Source organism: Siphonobacter sp. SORGH_AS_0500 (assembly GCF_002838835.1).
In the GTDB taxonomy this organism is placed as follows: domain Bacteria; phylum Bacteroidota; class Bacteroidia; order Cytophagales; family Spirosomataceae; genus Siphonobacter.
Genome location: NZ_NHPP01000004.1, coordinates 185,094 through 202,780 on the forward strand (window position 1 = coordinate 185,094; position 17,687 = coordinate 202,780).

General features: G+C 44.3%; 15 protein-coding genes. 11 read left to right on the forward strand and 4 right to left on the reverse strand.

From position 1 onward, the window contains the following. The first annotated feature begins 310 nt into the window (after positions 1-310). The 7 genes from BWI96_RS06200 to BWI96_RS06230 all read left to right on the forward strand — a co-directional run bounded on the left by BWI96_RS06200 (position 311) and on the right by BWI96_RS06230 (position 5,284). On the forward strand, positions 311-1,114 hold the full coding sequence (locus BWI96_RS06200) for an oxidoreductase (RefSeq protein ID WP_232793596.1): 804 nt from the start codon (positions 311-313) through the stop codon (positions 1,112-1,114). A gap of 40 nt (positions 1,115-1,154) precedes the next feature. Beyond that, positions 1,155-2,039, forward strand: a complete 885-nt coding sequence (locus tag BWI96_RS06205; RefSeq protein WP_106635816.1) for an oxidoreductase — start codon at positions 1,155-1,157, stop codon at positions 2,037-2,039. A 441-nt stretch (positions 2,040-2,480) separates the two neighbouring features. Further along, positions 2,481-3,128: an NAD(P)H-binding protein gene (locus BWI96_RS06210; RefSeq protein WP_106635817.1), complete on the forward strand. Its 648-nt coding sequence runs from the start codon at positions 2,481-2,483 to the stop codon at positions 3,126-3,128. A 29-nt stretch (positions 3,129-3,157) separates the two neighbouring features. Further along, the gene (locus BWI96_RS06215; RefSeq protein ID WP_106635818.1) at positions 3,158-3,655 is read left to right on the forward strand and encodes a hypothetical protein; all 498 of its coding nucleotides are present in this window, start codon (positions 3,158-3,160) and stop codon (positions 3,653-3,655) included. A gap of 36 nt (positions 3,656-3,691) precedes the next feature. After that, complete coding sequence (locus BWI96_RS22185) at positions 3,692-3,997, forward strand: GDP-mannose 4,6-dehydratase (protein ID WP_106635819.1); 306 nt, start codon at positions 3,692-3,694, stop codon at positions 3,995-3,997. Then, positions 3,940-4,284 (forward strand): hypothetical protein, encoded by a 345-nt coding sequence (locus BWI96_RS22190; protein ID WP_232793597.1) that lies wholly within the window; start codon positions 3,940-3,942, stop codon positions 4,282-4,284. Before BWI96_RS22185 ends, BWI96_RS22190 begins: the two co-directional genes overlap by 58 nt. A gap of 88 nt (positions 4,285-4,372) precedes the next feature. Then, complete coding sequence (locus BWI96_RS06230; RefSeq protein ID WP_106635821.1) at positions 4,373-5,284, forward strand: AraC family transcriptional regulator; 912 nt, start codon at positions 4,373-4,375, stop codon at positions 5,282-5,284. Between the two features lie 422 nt (positions 5,285-5,706). Here BWI96_RS06230 and BWI96_RS06235 read toward each other — a convergent pair whose 3' ends face one another. Beyond that, positions 5,707-6,375 carry a hypothetical protein gene (locus BWI96_RS06235; protein ID WP_157830237.1) on the reverse strand — a complete coding sequence of 223 codons (669 nt, stop codon included), beginning with the start codon at positions 6,373-6,375 and terminating at the stop codon, positions 5,707-5,709. Between the two features lie 120 nt (positions 6,376-6,495). Here BWI96_RS06235 and BWI96_RS06240 point away from each other — a divergent pair, with 120 nt between their 5' ends. From BWI96_RS06240 to BWI96_RS06250, 3 genes are all read left to right on the forward strand, one after another. Continuing rightward, on the forward strand, positions 6,496-7,728 hold the full coding sequence (locus BWI96_RS06240; protein WP_106635823.1) for a hypothetical protein: 1,233 nt from the start codon (positions 6,496-6,498) through the stop codon (positions 7,726-7,728). Between the two features lie 272 nt (positions 7,729-8,000). Beyond that, positions 8,001-8,354 (forward strand): DUF2958 domain-containing protein, encoded by a 354-nt coding sequence (locus BWI96_RS06245; protein ID WP_106635824.1) that lies wholly within the window; start codon positions 8,001-8,003, stop codon positions 8,352-8,354. 346 nt (positions 8,355-8,700) lie between these two features. Continuing rightward, positions 8,701-12,198, forward strand: coding sequence for a PAS domain-containing protein (locus BWI96_RS06250; protein ID WP_106635825.1), 3,498 nt, complete (start codon positions 8,701-8,703; stop codon positions 12,196-12,198). Positions 12,199-12,406: 208 nt separating this feature from the next. Here the strand turns inward: BWI96_RS06250 and BWI96_RS06255 are convergent, their stop codons facing one another. Further along, positions 12,407-12,709 carry a phage integrase SAM-like domain-containing protein gene (locus BWI96_RS06255; RefSeq protein WP_106635826.1) on the reverse strand — a complete coding sequence of 101 codons (303 nt, stop codon included), beginning with the start codon at positions 12,707-12,709 and terminating at the stop codon, positions 12,407-12,409. 366 nt (positions 12,710-13,075) lie between these two features. On the opposite strand from BWI96_RS06255, the gene BWI96_RS06260 reads away from it, so the two are divergent. Beyond that, positions 13,076-13,648, forward strand: coding sequence for a hypothetical protein (locus BWI96_RS06260; RefSeq protein ID WP_106635827.1), 573 nt, complete (start codon positions 13,076-13,078; stop codon positions 13,646-13,648). Between the two features lie 44 nt (positions 13,649-13,692). On the opposite strand, the gene BWI96_RS06265 is transcribed toward BWI96_RS06260, so the two are convergent. Together BWI96_RS06265 and BWI96_RS06270 are read right to left on the reverse strand one after the other, a co-directional pair. Next, the gene (locus BWI96_RS06265) at positions 13,693-14,337 is read right to left on the reverse strand and encodes a response regulator transcription factor (RefSeq protein ID WP_106635828.1); all 645 of its coding nucleotides are present in this window, start codon (positions 14,335-14,337) and stop codon (positions 13,693-13,695) included. 95 nt (positions 14,338-14,432) lie between these two features. Then, on the reverse strand, positions 14,433-17,471 hold the full coding sequence (locus tag BWI96_RS06270; protein WP_106635829.1) for a sensor histidine kinase: 3,039 nt from the start codon (positions 17,469-17,471) through the stop codon (positions 14,433-14,435). Positions 17,472-17,687: the final 216 nt, after the last annotated feature.

Genomic DNA, 17,687 nt, shown 5'->3' on the forward strand with positions numbered 1-17,687 from the left:
TTATTCATTTTTAATACTTGATAATAGAGTTTAATTAAATTATTTATTGCTACCTTTTTAATTTAAAATATTTTGAAATTATAACAGTGAAACAACCATAGTATGATTCATTAATAGCTGCTTTTATCTGAAAAATTATTTCAATATTCTTTATAATTAAGATTCCCTACACTAATCAATAGCTTATAGTTAAAATACTTCCTTCTGTTTTAGCAAAAAGAGAATTCGTATACAGGAAACGAGAATTCGTATTACTGCTGAGGGTTTGGCAGCCAATACCTTTGTATCATCATTCAAGACAAAAAGGATCATGAAAAAAGTAATCTTAATAACCGGTGCCAGTTCAGGAATGGGTAAAGAATCCGCTAAAAAACTGATTGGGGAAGGGCACCGCGTTTATACAGTAGCTCGCCGGATTGACCAGATGCAAGACCTGAAAGAACTAGGGGGCATTCCGATGCAGATGGATGTGACTAACGAAAACGACATCCAGCGAGTAGTCGATGCCATTGTCAAGCAGGAAGGTAAAATTGATGTACTGTGGAACAATGCCGGTTTTGGTTTATATGGTTCGGTGGAAGATGTTCCCCTGGACGAAGCCCGGAGAGAGTTTGAGGTAAACGTGTTTGGCATGGCCGCCATGACCCAGAAAGTAGTACCCTACATGCGGGAAGCGAAATCGGGTACCATCATCAATACCTCGTCGATGGGTGGAAAAATGTATTTCCCCATGGGGGCCTGGTATCATGCATCTAAGCACGCCGTGGAAGGATTAAGCGATTGTCTACGGCTGGAATTGAAGCCCTTCAATGTCAACGTAGTAGTATTGGAACCCGGCTTTATCGCGACAGAATTTGGCTCGGTACTGCTGAATAATTTCGCTAAAATCCGCCCGGACAGTGCCTATCGGGAAATGATGGATAAAATTATCGAAGGAACCAAAAAATCATCTGAAGGCAATGGCTCTTCTAAACCTTCGGTGATTGCTGACGCGATCAGCAAGATCGTTACTAGCAACAGCCCTAAAACCCGGTATCGGGTCGCAAATTTGCCAAGCCAATGGTTTGGATGCGGACGTATCTGGGCGATGAGTTATTTGACAAAATCGTCATGAGTCAGATGTAACCTGTAATAATCGAAATAAACCGTAAGCCATGAAAATAATAACGCTTGTTGCCTCGCTACTCTTGCTGGTGACCACATTCCAGGCCAAAGCTGATGATCCTAAAGCCGAGCCTAAAAAAGTAGTATTAGTTACCGGTTCCGCATCAGGTATTGGGAAAGCCACTTGCCAATTGCTTACCTCAAAAGGATACATCGTTTACGGCGGAGATATTCAGACAGAACGTAACAAGTATCTGGATTCATTAGGCGGACACTCCCTTATTTTGGATGTCACAAACGAAGAGCAAATAAAAGCCGCCGTCGATAAAATTATTCAGGAGCAAGGTCGGATTGATGTTTTGTATAATAACGCCGGATTTGGCATTATGGGCACGGCAGAAGAAACAACGTCTGAAGATGCTCATAAACTGATGGAGGTTAACGTATTTGGTTATACCCGGATGATTCAGGCCGTATTGCCCCACATGAGACAACAAAAGTCAGGGCGGATCATCAATACGACCTCAATGGGCGGGAAAATTTATTTCCCATTAGCCTCCTGGTATCATGCCTCTAAACATGCCTTGGAAGGATGGCTGGACGTTTTGCGACTGGAAGTAAAAGACTTCGGTATCGACGTGGTTATTATTGAACCAGGATTCATCAATACCAATTTTTATAACGTCAGTGGGGCCTATGGGCAAAAATACGCTCAGCATACAGCCTATGGCCATCTGTTCGAACCCATCATGAAAACACCACTCCCCAAATCCTCAGAGCCTATTGTGATTGCAAATGTGGTCGAAAAAGCAATTACCCAAAAACACCCTAGAAGGCGGTACGTAAGGGGTAAAAATGCCAAAATGCTGATTTGGATGCGAAGAACTTTGGGCGACAAAATGTATGACAGAATTGTCATGAGCCAGGTTAAGTAAAGAACATCGTACTATTTTTTAACTCAAAACAGGCTGAGATTGCGTACGAGACTCAGCCTGTTTTACTCCAGATTATATTAGATCATCAGGCCTTCCGACAGTAAAATCACCGGAAACCGTCAACCTGCTGCCACCAGACTGGACAATCAAAAACCAGCTACGAATAACAGCGGTAAAGATAGGCTATCTGGTAACGTTCTTTTCGTTTGACGAGGTTTCAACCTGTTGTTGCTGAATAATGTCTATGCTTAGTAGTCTTCTAATCAACGTCTCGCAATTGATTTGATCCTATCATTCAAAGGTGCCTAGCGTCATTGGTTAAAACGTTGCGATCACCTTATCCTTCATAAATCCTGAATTTGTATACAACAATCGAGGATTCGTTTAAGTACTTCGTTTCAGAGGGTTCAGACCTTTGTCTGATAATACCAACGCAGTAACATGAAAGCAGTCATTATTGGGGCAACTGGTTCTACAGGTAACGAACTGTTACAATTGCTGATGGCAAGTAAGGACGTTTCGGAAATTGTAGCCTTGGTTCGTAAGCCACTTACTGTAAGCCATTCCAAACTTACCACCGTCGTTGTTGACTTTTCCAGACTCGGTCAATGGGCATCCTATATTTCCGGTGATGTGGCCTTTTCATGCCTTGGTACTACGTTACGAGCTGCGGGTAGTCAAAAGGCTCAGTATGTGGTCGATTATGAGTACCAGTACGAATTTGCTAAACTAGCCAAAGCAAATGGCATACCTACGTTTATCCTAATTTCATCGTCTACTGCCAATCCAAATTCATTCCTGTTCTATTCACAAATGAAAGGCAAGCTGGAAAAATCGGTGGAAGCTTTGGATTTTACAAACGTTGGTGTTTTTCGCCCTGGTCCATTAATAAGACCCGAAACCGACCGAACCGGTGAAAAAATAGGGGTATCCGTTATTTCTTTTCTCAATAAAGTGGGGCTGTTTCGTAAGATGGCTCCCTTGCCCGTAAACGATCTTGCTCGATTGATGCTCCAGTATGCGAGAAATCCTCCTTCTGGGCATAGGATTCAGCAGTCTGGCCAAATACTGAAAGAAGCCGGACACTAGATCAGAAAGGGATTAAACAATAGACTACGATGGAATTGATACAACACACAACCACCTGGATTAAAGGCGAGCTATTCGAGGCTAAACTCATTGTTGCCTTCGGCCTTTTTAGTGCAGTCATGGGATTGCTGTTCTGGAAAGCAGGTCATACGCCGAATGCTCAAGCTCTTTTATGGCCCTTGCTGGTCTCTGGTATCATTTACTTAGGTGTTGGAGGAGGAATGATGGTCTCCAATCCGAAGCGGATGGTAGAATTGCCCCAAAGCTACCGGCAGGACAAAAAAGCCTTTGCCGTCTCTGAGAAGAAACGGGTCGATGCTTTTCAATATGGATACAAGGTGTCGAAAATTGTGGCTACCCTCTTTTTTATCGTTACGTTATTGATTTTCTGGACCACCAAAAATTCAACCTGGATGGGAATCGGTATTGGCCTATCGTATTTCGCCATAGCGGGACTAGTAGTTGATTACTTCTCTCAGGAACGAGCTGATACGTATTACAAAGCCATTCTGGCCGCACTACACTAAGAACGATACAACGCTATCTCTCAAACGTTTAAAACGATGGTTCAAATCGATCAATCGAAACCAGCACTGGTAACGGGTGCGACCGGCTTTGTCGCCAGTTGGGTTATTTATGAATTATTAAAAAAGGGGGTTCCCGTTCACGCAGCTGTTCGAAATCCAGACGACAAGACGAAAACGGCTCATCTGGACAAGCTGGCGGCTGAAACCAAAGGCACCATTCGCTATTTCAAAGCGGATTTGCTCCAGGAAGGCTCGTATCTGGAAGCCATGAAGGGCTTGAACTGGTGTTCCACACGGCTTCCCCCTTCACTACTAACGTTGAAGATCCCCAAAAGGAATTGATTGACCCCGCCTTTTTAGGGACCCAAAATGTACTCAATACGGTCAATCAAACGCCTTCCGTTAAAGGAGTGGTGCTGACTAGCAGCTGTGCCGCCATCTACACAGATGCCATCGATTGTAAAAAAGGTCCCAACGGTACCCTCAACGAAGCTATCTGGAATACGACGGCCTCTCTAACCTATCAGCCCTATTCGTATTCGAAACCTTGGCCGAAAAGAAAGCGTGGGAAATGGCCGATCAACAGTCGCAATGGGATCTGGTCACCATCAATCCAAGTCTCGGCCTAGCTGGGGCACCCGATTCCTCGATGCTGGTCACGAACAGACCCTATACGATTTATCGTCTTCACCCATAATAGGACAAATCAGACTGCTTATGAGCAACATCCATCATATAGAAACGATTACCGAGATGTATAAAATGCTTCCCAAAGCGGAAGTACAGCATCCACTAGTGGCCGTTGTCGATTTCTCTTCTTATCAGGAGCAGATCAACTCCGGCATGAAAATGACTCTGGGTTTTTACTCGATCATGTTCAAAAACTTCTGCATCAATAAGATGAAATACGGTCAGCAGATGTATGATTTTCAAGAGGGCAGTCTCATTTGCATGGCTCCCCGGCAGTTGATCACCCTGGACGAGCCTTCCGAACCAATCATCAATGCCACCGGCTGGGGGTTGTTCTTTCACCCTGATTTGATCCGGGGAACTACCTTAGGGAAAGCCATTAAAGAGTATTCGTTTTTTTCGTATGAGACCAGCGAAGCCCTCCATCTTTCTGAAAAGGAAAAGAACGTATTAACGGGTATTATCCAAAAGATCGATACGGAATTACAGGAAAATATTGATAAGCACAGCCAGACCCTGATTGTTTCGAATATCGAGTTATTATTAAACTATTGTACCCGGTATTACGAGCGGCAGTTCATTACTCGAAAGCACGTTAATAAAGACCTGTTAACCAAAGTAGAAGCCGTCTTGCTGAATTATATGCAGTCGCCGGAGCTAAGTGAAAAGGGTTTGCCAACCGTTAAATATTTAGCCGATCAGGTAAATCTGTCGCCGAATTATTTGAGTGATTTACTGAAAAAGGAAACGGGTATGAATGCACAAGATCGTATTCACTATTACCTAATCGAAGAAGCCAAAGACTTGCTGTTAAACTCTGATTTATCCATCAGTGAATTAGCGTATAAGTTGGGATTTGCCTATCCGCAATATTTTTCGAGATTATTCAAAGCGAAAACGGGCATACTTCCGCTCGATTACCGCCATAAGAATTTTTAGTTCAACGCACGCATACGATACAGGAATACGCAGATTACATCGATCAGGTACTAAAAACGCAAGATTAATAATTTCTGCAGAGACATGTCAAAGGTTTAGCATTGATAGATAGTTACTTACCGCTGGTTTTGAAGGTAGGCACAGCCTATGACCGCTAAACTACAGAAAGGCAAACGAGTGACTATGGCTTGTGTGTACTTGAGCAGTCTCACTACAATGGACAGATGATTTCTTAAGTAAGTTTTATACTTACACTTGATGCAGGACTACTTAATGAGCATGAAATAAATGTCTCTCACTAATTACGCCATACGCCTCATCAAGGCTCCTTGTGCAACACCCGTTGCACAAGGAGCCTTGATCACATGATGACTTTACAATGAACCTGCTAAAAGAGCACGGAGCCGTAAGCCTTCATCCTTTTATTTTTTAACCCATTGGCTGCCAGTGATTACTAGATTTGAGAAAGTCCCGTTTGATTCATGGCCCACCCAAAAGCCTACTTTGCCGTTAAAGGATTTTTCCAGTGGCGAAATTTTGAGCATGGGTGACTCATCCCCGTTCATGAAAACTTGGATGAGTTGGTCGGTTACCTCTACCTTCACATGAAACCAGGCATCAGGATCGACAAAGGACTTTACCGGGGCCTCGTATTTTCCGGGAAAAGTTTTCCTTAAATAGGGCCAGTCATTATTCGGTAAGGCCATATACTGCACCGCGTGTGATTTTCTCACACTATCTTTCGCATTGAAATTAAAGGGCCTGAAATAAACTGCTTCATAGCTGTGGTCATCCCTACCATGAAAAGCAATGCCTACAAAACTTTTCTGTAGAACATCCCTTCCTTTCACGTCGAATTCAATACTGCCACTCTTAAAATTCAGGTTATTGATCCAGACTACTCCTGGGTTGTTCAAAGCATTGACCTGCACTAGGCTACCTTTATGCTTATCAAAAGCAAGTTGTATTTCTCGGTTTACCGGATACAGATTCTCTTTTTCCAAAGGTACCCGAGTGGCCTTTTGGCCCAAAGCACTGAAAGCATAACACATCAGTATCAGACCCGTTACTCCTTTACTAAATCGGTTCATCGTAAGCATTTGTTGTTAAACTTGGTGTGATTATCATTGTCGTTCAAAGGAAAGTGAAAAGGTTCAAAGCTTACATTCAAAGCGTGTTCAAATCTATTCAAGTTTGAACAGGGTACTACAATGACTGATATTCAGATTTTTATATTAAAATACCGGACACTTGTCGAAAGCAAGATCGGTTGGCGGAAAAGCACTGACTGGCAATCGCAGGACTTCGAAACCTTAAGTGAAGAGATCTTTAAAAAAACGGGTGTACTGCTGAGTCCAAGCACGCTAAAGCGGATCTGGGGGAAAGTCAAATACAACAGCACACCGAACCTGGCCACCTTGGATGCCCTGGCCCAGTTTGTAGATTTTCCTAATTGGAGGTCCTTTTGTTCTGCCCAGGAAGAAAAAACTGATCCAAAGCCTAAGGAACGTAAAAAGAGAGGCTATAGAATTACGCTCCTGGTTGTCGCTGCTGTTGTTGCATTAGCACTGATTGGTTTTGTCCTGCAAAAGCAATCCGGCAGAACCTTGAGCTATCGCCATATCCGCTTTTCAAGCCAGCCCGTAACTCAAGGTGTACCCAACACCGTCTTATTTGAATATGATGCCAGTGACTCTAATGCAGACAGCGTTTTCATTCAGCAAAGCTGGGATGAAAGACGCAGGTTTAAGGTTGATAAGCACAAACATGAGTACGCCAGCACCTATTACTTACCGGGATATTACCGTGCTAAGCTGGTATTGAATGATTCAGTCGTCAAAGAACACGACCTTTTTATCGAATCAGACTGGATCGGCGTGCTCGACAAAGACCCGATGCCAATCTACCTGCCCCGGGAATTGTACTTCAAAGCGGGTGGGCTGGGCCTCGAAGAAGCGGACTTGATCATGGATTCCAAGGATTACAATCAGGAGGTCCCCACTTTTGTGCTCACGCGAGTGGATAAGGACATGGGCATCGCATCGGAAAATTTTGAACTGACCATGGCGTTGCAAAATACGTTTACTCAGGTGAGTGCTCCGTGCCGACAGGCCAGTGTAATGCTGCTCGGAACAGGAGGCGTTATCGAGATACCCTTATCCGCTCCAGGGTGCGTAGGAGACCTGCTACTCAGACTGGGCGAAGAGGAGATTGCCGGGAATACTCATAACCTTTCAAGTTTTGGCGTTGATTTCACTAAGGCTGTCCAGTTAAAGTGCATGGCCTCCGCCGGAGTGCTAACGATCAGCCTAAACGAGAAATTGGCCTTCAAAGGGAAGTTTTCCAAAGGCATTGGCCGCATCGTTGGGGTGCGGATTGCATTCAAAGGCTCGGGGATAGTCAGGGATTTCAAGCTCAAAAGCCCAACCCTACAGGTTAGGTAATGTATGGAACGTGGGAGGATGCCAGACTGACAAGGTAACGATAAAAGACAGCTAGGGTATAGATACAAGGGCATAGGGGAGGGCCAATGGAGCACTTGTAATGTACTCTCCCCACAGGTAAAACGTAGGATCAGCATAAAGCTCACAAGCGATGCGGTTTAACTACCTTGATTTTTTTGAAGGCTTGTTATCCTTGTAGCATTCTTGAAATATACCTTCCGTTCATTTTCTAACGGTGTACGTTCAACGTTTTGAATTCTAGTAGGCGGAGGATGTCTGAACTTCTTTCAAAGGATTTAAAAGAACAAATGCTTATCAATAGTCAGGATCATTTAGATGGTAATGACGTGGATCGTATACCTATGATCCAGCTCCTTACGCGTTTTGGAAGAGCTACCTGGATTTTAACAGAACTTAACCCCAGGGACTCCGCATTTGGGTTATATGATTTGGGGTTGGGTTCCCCTGAATTAGGCTATGTATCTATCTCGGAAATAGAAAGCGTCACCAATTTGGGAATGCTAGCTATTGAAATCGATACACATTTTAAGTCTGAATACCCTTTGTCTGTTTACACGGAAGCGGCTCGTCTGGCGGTCGGATTACCGAAGATCCTAATATGCTGAAACGGGCAGCCGTTGATGGTCTGATGCGTTTATCAGGCAAGCAATTGCCTAAGCCAGATCGGTGAGTTCAACGCTTCAGCATTATTCGTCATTGCTTGAATTTCGAAGGGAAGCTCTATTGGATTGGAAGCATCAAGGAAGGGTAGGGGGTAATAGGGCAAAAGTGTGAGAGAAAAAATGGACTTACTCCTATTAAAAAATAGGGGTGTATAGAGATGATTGTATAGTACTTGCTTCCTACTCAAAATTTAAGTGTCATCCTGCAAACTAGTTAAGTTTTACAATTGTTAAATGCTCAGTCTACTGACTATATTCTAGTTATTTCTGAGCGTAGTATGACCGCCATATGCATTACTTAAAAAAAGAATTCCTTGAATTACTGACGAATGATGAACGTTTTTTTAACTTTTTTCAGGAAGCGGGCATCTGGACTTGGGATTTAGTAAATCCAGACAATCAGTGGATGAGTCCTAGTTTCTGGGACAAGCTAGGCTATACGCCACAAGAAATTACAGCCCTTTCCTCAACCATAGTATCCTTATTGCATCCTGATGATGTTCAGGCCGTAACCCGTGATTTGGAGGCCCATCTGGCAGACCCTTCCCATGCTTTTGAACCTGTAATTCGCTACTTTCACAAAGATGGGTCGATTGTTTGGGTACGCTGCCGGGGTATTGCGGTTCGAAATGCTGAGGGTCAGCCCGTGCGTATGCTGGTTTCTCACCAGGATATTACCAAGGAAAAGGAAGCCGAACTAAGTGCTCGCCGGGAGGCTTTACTCTATCGCTACATAACCAATAGTCAGGTGCTCTACGTAGCACGAACAAATTTAGCAGGAGCTTATACCTTTGTTAGTGAAGATTACGCAAAGTCCCTGGGCAAAACGTCACAAGAATTAATTGGGACATTAGCTGCTGAAGCTGTTTTAGAAGAAGATGTACCTATAGGACTTCAAGCCTTCGAATCCTGTGCTACTCAACCCGAAGTACCTTTTACCGTGATTCTTCGCAAAAAGTCTGATCTAGGGCAGCTCAAAGTGCATGAGTGGACCTTTATTGGCCTGAGTGATACGGGCAATCAGGTTAACGAGATTCTTTGTTTGGGTCGCGACATCACCGAGAGCTTTAAAAACCAGGCAGATTTATCCGTTTTACTCGCTGCGACTAGTGATATTCTTTCCATTGTGAATGCCGAAGGAATCATCAACTATCTATCGCCTTCTTGGAGTCGGATTTACGGCCTGGAGGTAGAGGAAAGTCTGGGACAAAACATCACTACCTTTCTTCATCCTGATGAGTGGGCAGTGGCTTTTGAAGCCTTAGCACAAGCCAACCAGATCGGGTACGGGAAATTAGAACACCGCATGCGTCACCGGGACGGACATTATCTGTGGATGGAAACCCGGGCTAATCGTTACGAGTTGACGGGCGAAATGGTGTTTACCAGCCGTGATATTACGGAACGTAAAAAGGCCGAAGCAGAACTGCTTCGAACCCGGCAACTGCTCGAGCAAACGGCTGAAATTGCCCGGGTGGGCGGCTGGGAATACATCGTGGCTACCGGACAAGTCAATCGTTCGGCCGTAGCCCGGGCCATCTACGAGGAAGATACTTCTACATTCCTGAGTGCGGATGCCGCTTTGGATGCGTTCACTGACAAAGCGGTGCGAGCGAATGCAATAACCCTTCTTAGAGAGTCCATTAAAAAAGGAACGCCCTGGCATTTTGAAGGAGAAATACGCACGGCTCAAGGGAATCTAAAGTGGATTCGGAGTCAAGGGCAGGCCGAGTTTGAAAATGGCGTTTGTCAGCGACTGGTAGGCTCTACTCAGGATATCACTCGGGATAAGAAGGCTCAGATGGAGCTGTTTCGGACCCATGAATTTTTAGAAAATACGGGCCGAATGGCCAAAGTGGGCGGGTGGGAATTATTATGCCCTAGCCAGAAGCTTTATTGGTCTTCCGTTACCAAAGAAATTCATGAATTGCCTTTGGACTATGTACCTAATGTTGACGCAGGCATTAACTTCTACGCCAGTGCTCAGGATCAGGCCCGCATTAGTCAAGTAGTTGAAGCGGCTCTAGAGCACGGAACTCCCTGGGATCTAGAAGCTCAAATTCGAACGGCTAAGGGAACACTCAAGTGGGTACGCAGTCAAGGAGAAGCCGAATTTGTCCAAGGGAAATGTGTCAGAATGTATGGTACGTTTCAAGATATTGACGATCGTAAGAAGGCGGAGCAAGAAACCGACAAAGCCCGTCAGCAGGCCGAAGCCGCCAGTAAGGCTAAGTCGGAGTTTCTGGCTAACATGAGCCACGAAATCCGTACTCCTTTGAACGGGGTCATTGGCTTTACTGAACTTTTAATGAATACGCGTCTGGATGAGACTCAGACTCAATATCAGCAAGTGGTGTTGCAATCGGCTCAGTCGCTTTTAGATATTATCAATGATATTTTAGATTTTTCTAAAATTGAAGCGGATAAACTTCAGCTAGCTTCCGAAAAGACGAACCTTTGGCAGCTCTCGGAGCAGGCAATTTCCATGATTACGACTCAGGCTCATAAAAAAGGACTGGAAGTACTGCTAAATCTGGACGTAGATGTGCCCACTTGGGTATGGGTGGATGGCATTCGTCTGCGACAGATCCTGGTCAATTTGTTAGGCAATGCGGTTAAGTTTACGCTCAAAGGCGAAATTGAACTTAAGACCGAAGTCATTCGTAGTCAGCAAGATCAAGTTACGTTGCAGTTTTCGGTTCGTGATACGGGCATTGGCATTGCTCTTGAAAATCAGCATAAAATCTTTGAAGCTTTTATGCAAGAGGATCTCTCGACGACTAAAAAATTTGGCGGAACAGGGTTAGGTTTGAGCATCTCCAGTCGTTTATTACGTCTGATGGGAAGTGAGTTCAGGCTAGATAGCGATATAGACAAAGGCAGCATTTTTTCCTTTGAGCTCACGCTGCCCGTTGAAGCTGAACCTAAAGCATCCTGGCCGCAGCTACGCTCCCTTAAGCAAGTACTTATTGTCGATGATAATGAGAGTAATCGGCTGATCCTAGAGCGGATGTTGGCCTTGGAGCATATTCCTACTCAATCTGCTTCCAATGGCATGCAAGCCTTGGAGTTGGTAGCAAAAGAAACTTTTGATATCATCATCATGGACTACCACATGCCGTATTTAAACGGCATTGAGACTTTAAGTAGTTTGCGTAGAATCCATGCCCACGATAGTCAGCATCAGCCTGTAATATTGCTCTATACTTCCTCGGAAGATGAAGCCGTAGAAAAAGCCTGTCAGCAATTAGACATAACCCATCGACTAATTAAGCCCGTTAAAATCCAGCAGCTTTATCAGGCTTTATCTAGTCTCATGGATCTCAGAACTAGTGAGGCGGAGCCCACTACCGCCGAGTCTGGAAACCATGCTTCTAGTGCCGTGGTCCAGGAAGCGAAAACCCGTTCGGTGCTGGTAGTAGAAGACAATGCCGTTAATCGTTTGCTGGCCCATAAGCTCATTGCTTCCCTACGGCCTGATTTAACCATTTATGAGGCTCACGACGGCAAGCAGGGACTTGAAGCCTACCTTCGTTATCAGCCAGATCTTATTTTAATGGATATTCAAATGCCTGAAATGAATGGGTACGAAGCTACTCAGGCCATCCGGGCGAAAGAGAAGAAGGGTCGGATTCCTATTTTAGCGTTAACGGCGGGCACCCTAGCCGGAGAAAGAGACAGGTGTCTGGCCGCCGGAATGGATGACTATCTGACCAAACCGATTGCCCGGGTAGTTTTAGAAAAAGCCTTTACTCAGTGGCTTCCACTTCCCTCTAACCATTCCTGAGTCATTACCAGGCAAACATTACATCCATTCTATAAAAGGAAGCGAAGCCTATACAAGAGCTTTTCTTGGTATCTAGATAGTCATCTTACTTCCTTTTATAAGCAATTCTTTAGAAAATGTATACGCTAGTGGCTCTGCCGTATAGGCTCAATAACTATCTGGCTCCTTTACTATAGATCTAAAACAGCATCCAGGGCTTCTAAGATCTTCACTTCGTTGACCGTAAGCCCGAGGACTCTGAAAACTTCATATTGATTTTCTCTTTGCCAAACGGATAATGTTTATAATCCACAAGCCCTGCTGCAATGGCTTTGTTATGAAGTATACGAATGATAATCAGGTGATTAACAATAGTGCAGTCACTTACCTTACGTTTACTTTTTACATAGGTTCGGTATCGTTCGAGTAATGGAACAGTTATTTCCTGAAACGAGATATCCGCATTATTTAGAAAATCATTGATGTAAGGGATGTCTGTATTGACACGGTTATATTTACCTTGCTTACGCAAGTGATCAATAAAGAGGTCGGCTGGATTAAAATGAAGAACCTGTTTTGGGGCCGAATGTGAGTGCGGGCCACTTGATGCGAAATGAGTTTTTGCTGGGAAGCGAGTTGCAATATTTTATCATGGGCTTCGACTTTCCACTCCGCTTTGAAATGAGGTTATTCAAACGAGCCAAATTAGGATGGGATTTTTAACCTTTTCAGCTTTGGCTTCCGATTCTTTCAAGTTTTGACCTAAAGTAAAGCAATCAGTCAACAGGATTTGGTATAACAAATTCCGATTTTTATGAATTTATGCGGAATAATAATTTTTGTAATGAACTGATTGACAGTTTATAATGATTCATATCAAACCATAAGAAACCAGATCATGCAGGATATCGAGCCTTTTTACGGATGGGAGAAATATTATGTAGCTGCGGATGATCCACAATCGCCTTTCCATAACCGGGAGTACAATTATCAGCAATATGAGAACACGGTTTATGACTATTACATCCACCCTAATTGGGATGAAATCGGTTCTGAGACGCTCTATTGTAAGATTCTTTTCGCTGACTATGAATTAAACTTCACGGTGATTGAGTTACTGGGCGAGTGGAATGATACCTTGCATAATGATATTATGTTCTTCAAACGTAACGTCATTGACCCCTTACTTTCAGAAGGAATTAATAAATTCATCTTAATTGGTGAAAACGTCTTTAATTTCCACGGAAGTAATGACGACGATTATTACGCCGAATGGTTTGAAGAAGTAGAGGACGGCTGGATTGTCGCTCTTAATTTTCGCGATTTCGTTCAGGAAGAATTTACCAAGTATCACTTGGATTATTACATCAACTACGGCGGTACGCTGGAAGAAATTCCTAACTGGCGTACTTTAAAGCCGAAGATTTTTTACGAAGGCGTCAATCGACTGATTCAGCGAAGAATAGGGTAAAAGAAAAGCCGTATAACCTCAATCGTTATACGGCTTTTTTATAATCAAATCAAACGCTCTTTTGTGGCTTTCTCGATAGCCTCGGCTTTGGAATGTACTTCGAGTTTCCAGTAAATATTCTTGATATGCGTGCGGATGGTTTCTTTATCTACAAAAAGTTCATCCGCTATAGTCGAATAGCTTTTGCCCTTGGCCAGTAATTCCAGCACTTCCGTTTCCCGGGAAGTAAGCGGCGAATTTCGATTTTTCTGGAAGGATTGCACCACCATTCGGGCTACGTTCGTACTCATAGGAGCACCGCCATTCTGAATCTCCTGAATGGCATCCAGTAATCGGCTTGGAGGCATGTTTTTAGTCAGGTAACCACCTGCACCCGCACATAAAGCCTTGAATACCAGATCATCGTTTTCGTAGACGGTAATGACAATAATATTCGTCTGGGGTCGGATTTTCTTGATTTTGGTAATGCCTTCAATGCCGGTCATACCGGGTAATTCAATGTCCATTAATACGACATCGGGATTATCCTGTTGCAAGTGCAGAAGAGCATCTTCACAGCTGGAATAGGTCTGGACAGTTCGAAATCCAGAGGTACTATTGATTAACAGAGCAAATCCTTCACGAATGACGGAGTCGTCTTCAACAATACATACATTAATCGTTTGAGGAGCAGATAAAGTACTATTCATGGCTTTTAAAAAGATACTAAAGATAAAGCATAGTTTTCCGGTAATACATGTTTAATGGTATAATCGGAGAAATGACTTATTAAGCGGAAAGAGTTTTACTTTTTAGCGGGTGCCGGAAGAGACAGGGTAATGCTTGTTCCCGCCTCCGATGCACTGATCACCTGTAGGGTGCCATTAAATTTTCGGGCACGACTTTCCATGTTCAGCAAGCCATTTCCAGTCATTCGCTTACTGGACTCGAAGCCTTTCCCATTGTCAATCCACTGAATAGTAGCCCGGTTATTTTCCTGCTTAAAAATCAGTCTGGTTTCGGTGGCCTGGGCGTGTTTTAGCGTATTGCTAATGGCTTCCTTGAAAAGAAAGATTACGTGTCGGCTAACTCCCATGGGTAAAGAAAAATCTTTCAGACTTTCGGTTAACCCTTCAATATCAAAGCGAATGCCCGTCTTGTCAAGAACGTCATCCCCGAAGTCTTTCAGACGAATGGCAATTTCATAAAGGTTATCGTGATCAGGATTAATCGCCCAGATGAAATCTTTAGTTCCCTGATACATCCGGTTCGCATTATCGCTGATCTTGGTAAGAAGGGGTAATACGTTATCTGAATGCTCGGGAAGTTTGGTTTTAATGATTTCGGTCAACATCGAAATGCGGGTAATCGTATTGCCAAATTCATCGTGCAGATCCTGAGCCGCCAGTTTTCGCACGCGTTCATTTTCAGCCAGCTTTACCTTTTCCAGTTCCAGTAACCGAGCCACCTGATTTCTTAAACGATAGGTATAAAACAGCCAGGTAGCCACTGCTGCTACAAGGGCACAGGAAATATAAAACCACCAGCGTTGCCAGAAGGGGGGAATAACGGTAATCGGAATTTCCAGCAATTTTTGTTCGTTCCAGACCCCATCGGCATTGGAGGCCTTTACCTTTAATACATAGTCTCCGGGATTCAGGTTGGAAAAGCTGAGGTAACGTCGCTGACCGCTGTAATTCCAGTCATCCTGAAAGCCTTCGAGTTTATAGGCATACTGATTTTTCTGTGGATCTTTATAATCAAGGGCCGTATAAACGAAGGAAATAAAGTTTTCGTTGTAATTGATATTCAGCTTTTTATCGGCAGCCAGAAGACTGTCGAAAGCAAATGACTTTTCGAATTTTCGGAAAGTCGTCAGCACAATGGGTGGCAGAAACTGACTTTCTCTTAACTGCCAGGGATGAAAACTGATTAAGATACCAATTCCTCCGAAGAAAAACTCTCCGTCATCGCTCTGATGAAACGCTCCTACGTTGAATTCATTGGAGAGTAAGCCATCCGAACTAGCGTAATTCCGAAAGGCTTTCGTGCGTGGATCGAAGCGGGAGATTCCTTTATTGGTGCTCATCCACAAACGGCCCTGGGGATCTTCCAGTAACCCATAAACCACGTTGTTAGGCAAGCCCTGTTCTTCGGTAAAGTGCTCAAAACGAGCCCGGTCTCCCTCAAAGTAAAGCCGACTCAGGCCTTTGCTGCTGGCGATCCAGAATTGCCCGTTGCGGCAGGCGTGCAAGTCATAAATCTCATTGCTAAGCAAGGAATGAGCATCGTCGGTTTTGTTATAAAAAGAGCTGATCGTGCCGCGGGGGTCCATTTTAAAAAGACCGCCCAGCGTTCCCACCCAAATGGAGCCATCTGATTGCTCATGAATTGCTTCAACGGTTGAAACGGGTCCGTCGTAATGAAAATGAAAGCGATGGAGTACGCCGTTCTGGTTGCGTTTAAAGACTCCTTTATCCGTTCCAATCCAGAGGTTCCGTTGCCGATCCTCAAACAAGCACTTGACCTGAACATTTTCATGCCCTAAAGAAACGGATTCAAAACGATCCGCCGAGCGGTTGTAACGCCATAAACCTTCTTCCCCGCCCATCCAGAGGTTACCCTGATGGTCTTCCCGAAACGCATGAATCGCCCCGCCCAATCCGGCATCGGGGTAAGACTTGGCTTCCAGCGTATTTCGGTTGATGCGATAAAGTCCATGATAACTGCCCATCCACAGTTGCTGGTATTTATCCGTATAAACAGATAAGAATAACTGTAGGGAAGAGGCGGGAGAAATGAAGGATTCCCAATGCTGAAAGTTATTTTTTGATTGACTGAAGGCCTGTACGCCCGCATCCCGAGTCCCCATCCATACCACATCTTCTTTCGGATCGGGACCTTCAAAGAGGCAGGTAACCCGGTTGCTCTTGAGTCCCTTTCGAGTTCTGTCATCAACGATCCATTGGGAGAGGAGGGGTAATTCAAGCGGGTTACGCAGATCAAACCGATACACGCCTTCGTTCGCTACCGTTACCCAAAGCTGGTTCTGATGGCTGGCCAGTAAAGCCAGGACGGGTTTCTGAGAAACCCATGCTAAGGTGGTGCGATGGGGCAACTGACGATCCACACGGTTGAGTCCTTGATCCGTTCCCACCCAGAGTTGTTTCCGGTGATCTTGTGTAATGGCGTACACATGGGTACCCCACGATTTCCAGAGAGTTACGGATCTTCTATGATTAATTTCCGGAGAAATTCGATAAAGTCCGCGATTCGTAGCTACCCATAAAAAACCATCGCTGTCCACCTTCAGGGCCTGAATCGAGCGATCTTTTAATACGTAATTGGAGGTGTGGAGCAGATGATTGAAATCAAAATCCTGCCCCACGTTAGGAGATACCCGGAAAAGCCCATTGGTTGTGCCGACCCAGATAAAACCCTGTGCATCTACGGCTAATGCCTTGGCGGTAATTTTATAGGAGAGATCCGTTTCGCCAATACGGGTGAAAAGTCCAGTGGCCAGGTCCAGACGGTTCAAACCCTGACGAGTGCCAATCCAGATCTGCTGACGGCTTTCTGCCAAAGAAAGAATGTAATCATTGGAAAGACTATGAGCCTGAAAAGGCTGATGATGGTAATGCACAAACTGGTGCCCATCGAAGCGATTCAAGCCGTTTTGAGTACCCAGCCAGACATACCCACGCTGATCTTTCAGCAGGCAGGTTACCTCGCTCTGGGACAGCCCCTCATTGACCGAATACTGATCCAGCAAAACCGGCTTAGGCTGGGCTAACCCGGTTCCACAGATCCATAATAAGAACAGGCTTACTAGTAACTTTCGCATGTATTTCGGCACGATTTACCCGCTTTACCCAGGTAAATCCCCTCGTTTTTTTCTATATATCCCCCTAAATGTGGGATACGATAGCTTGAAGAATTGACATAATTTTGACCCGTAGAATTTTTACAAAGTTTTGGTTAAGGGAAAAAACAGTTCTGTCTTGCGGAGCTGTTTTTTAGTTTTTAAGCGAATTCAAAAGTAAGACTTAAAAATCAGGAA

Bases quoted from the DNA above. Each gene is read 5' to 3' on its own strand.
- BWI96_RS06200 (WP_232793596.1), top strand. From the start codon at position 311: ATGAAAAAAGTAATCTTAATAACCGGTGCCAGTTCAGGAATGGGTAAA.
- BWI96_RS06205 (WP_106635816.1), top strand. From the start codon at position 1,155: ATGAAAATAATAACGCTTGTTGCCTCGCTACTCTTGCTGGTGACCACA.
- BWI96_RS06210 (WP_106635817.1), top strand. From the start codon at position 2,481: ATGAAAGCAGTCATTATTGGGGCAACTGGTTCTACAGGTAACGAACTG.
- BWI96_RS06215 (WP_106635818.1), top strand. From the start codon at position 3,158: ATGGAATTGATACAACACACAACCACCTGGATTAAAGGCGAGCTATTC.
- BWI96_RS22185 (WP_106635819.1), top strand. From the start codon at position 3,692: ATGGTTCAAATCGATCAATCGAAACCAGCACTGGTAACGGGTGCGACC.
- BWI96_RS06230 (WP_106635821.1), top strand. From the start codon at position 4,373: ATGAGCAACATCCATCATATAGAAACGATTACCGAGATGTATAAAATG.
- BWI96_RS06235 (WP_157830237.1), bottom strand. From the start codon at position 6,375: ATGAACCGATTTAGTAAAGGAGTAACGGGTCTGATACTGATGTGTTAT.
- BWI96_RS06240 (WP_106635823.1), top strand. From the start codon at position 6,496: ATGACTGATATTCAGATTTTTATATTAAAATACCGGACACTTGTCGAA.
- BWI96_RS06245 (WP_106635824.1), top strand. From the start codon at position 8,001: ATGTCTGAACTTCTTTCAAAGGATTTAAAAGAACAAATGCTTATCAAT.
- BWI96_RS06250 (WP_106635825.1), top strand. From the start codon at position 8,701: ATGCATTACTTAAAAAAAGAATTCCTTGAATTACTGACGAATGATGAA.
- BWI96_RS06260 (WP_106635827.1), top strand. From the start codon at position 13,076: ATGCAGGATATCGAGCCTTTTTACGGATGGGAGAAATATTATGTAGCT.
- BWI96_RS06265 (WP_106635828.1), bottom strand. From the start codon at position 14,337: ATGAATAGTACTTTATCTGCTCCTCAAACGATTAATGTATGTATTGTT.
- BWI96_RS06270 (WP_106635829.1), bottom strand. From the start codon at position 17,471: ATGCGAAAGTTACTAGTAAGCCTGTTCTTATTATGGATCTGTGGAACC.